At 55.5% G+C, this 1,500-nt stretch carries 2 protein-coding genes; both read right to left on the bottom strand.

Annotation, left to right across the window (positions count from 1 at the left end; genetic code table 11):
• Window positions 1-51: 51 nt before the first annotated feature.
• A complete protein-coding gene (locus B5V00_RS17550; RefSeq protein WP_281249733.1) occupies window positions 52-186 on the bottom strand; it encodes a hypothetical protein in 135 nt (44 codons plus the stop codon).
• Window positions 179-1,381: a hypothetical protein gene (locus B5V00_RS16765; RefSeq protein ID WP_139800823.1), complete on the bottom strand. Its 1,203-nt coding sequence runs from the start codon at window positions 1,379-1,381 to the stop codon at window positions 179-181. Before B5V00_RS16765 ends, B5V00_RS17550 begins: the two co-directional genes overlap by 8 nt.
• Window positions 1,382-1,500 lie beyond the last annotated feature (119 nt).

Here is a 1,500-nt window from a genome sequence, read left to right as displayed (position 1 = left end):
TCTTGGCATGGGGGAAGTATGCCATAGAGGAGCAACGAGAGAAAGGTATAATTACATGGGCGTCCCCTTCGCTTTCCCACGTCCCTTCAGGACGCCGTTGTCGATCTGGTTCTGGATCTGCTCGCGAATGAGCTGATTCAGCTCCGGGTCGGTCTTTGCCAGGTCGTTGACATAGTTCTCACTCACGGGTCGCCTCCTTGATCACGGAAAGTTCATTCGCAAATATGTCACCGAAATAATTGTCCTTCATCTCCTTGCCCATGAAAAACCTTCCTGCCACCGGCTGGTGACAGAAGTCCTGTAAGACATATTTGTAAAACATGGCTTGACCATTCTGGATGGTCATCTCGTAAAGAATATCTCGTGTCTTCTTATTTGAAATCCGTTCTATGACACCTTTCGTTTTCTCGTCGCCGGCAAACCGGCGCCGCAGTTCGCGATAGCTCTGGATCAATGGTGAATTGCAAGAGAATCGACCTGCCATCAATTCACTGCGAATGATATTGCCGTGCAGGCGTATCAGCGCCATCAACCTGGCCGCCTCGATTTTCGGGTGTTTCTGCACCTTGCCCCAGACCTCGGGTTCGGCCCGCCATTGCTCTTCCAACCGCAGCAGCCAGTCGGTCAGTCTTTTCTCACGAGGAAAATAGATTGGATGCTTGATAATGCGCGTTGCCCGGATGCCGGTCTTTTTCTCCACCAGGTAGTAGGCGTCGAACAGTCGATAATAATTGGCAAGGACAGGGAACGACAGCAGGTATTCCCGGTACATCTGCCGGTCGGCAAGGGGCTGGGTGCATAGAGTTACGATGGTTGTCCAGGCTTCGTCGAGGAGCGCCACCATGCGCGGATTCACATGGAATCGGTCGGTGCCATAGGGGGTCAGGTTCCTGCGGGTGTAGGGGTAGAGGAACCAGGAGTTGCGCCAGAGACCTTTTTCGCCGTCGTTTTCCGGAAGGTATTTGATACCGACATGATAGATGGCCTCCTGCAATTTGGTCAGCGGCCAGAGGACGGGGTTGTCGGGGTGAAGAACCAGGGTCAGCAGCTTACGCTGGGCGGCCGTCACCTGTCCGGCGGCAAAGTATTGCTTGGCGGCATAGTGAGCATTGTCGACGAAATTCCACTTGCCCCATTGCCAGGCGAAGAAGCCGAGATGGACGACCAGATAGCCCAGAACCAGCCGCCTGGCGATGGGGCGGAGGGTCTGTCCCCAGCTCCAGGGACGTTCGTCCTGTTGAGCAACTTTTTCCAGCCTGCGGTGGCGCAGCCACAACAACGGCGCCAGCAGCGCACAGCCATAGGGAGCGAAGACCAGCACCGTCAGACCGAAAAACACCAGGCCGCCGAGCATAGCGGAAACGAAGGTGACTAACTGCATGATTCCCTCTCTGAGATGTGGGTGATGCCGAAACAGCAAAGCGAGGAAAAGTCAGCATCCAGCACCGTCCGCTTCAGCTTGCGCCCCTGGCCGGCGAACATGTGGCGGATGATCGAGCG

It is taken from the genome of Geothermobacter hydrogeniphilus (assembly GCF_002093115.1).
Taxonomy (GTDB): Bacteria; Desulfobacterota; Desulfuromonadia; order Desulfuromonadales; family Geothermobacteraceae; genus Geothermobacter_A; species Geothermobacter_A hydrogeniphilus.
The sequence above is the reverse complement of the archived record's forward strand: the minus strand, read 5'-3'. Positions and strand labels throughout refer to the sequence as shown.

Coding starts and splice junctions, on each gene's coding strand:
- B5V00_RS16765 (WP_139800823.1), bottom strand. CDS start 1,381: ATGCAGTTAGTCACCTTCGTTTCCGCTATGCTCGGCGGCCTGGTGTTT.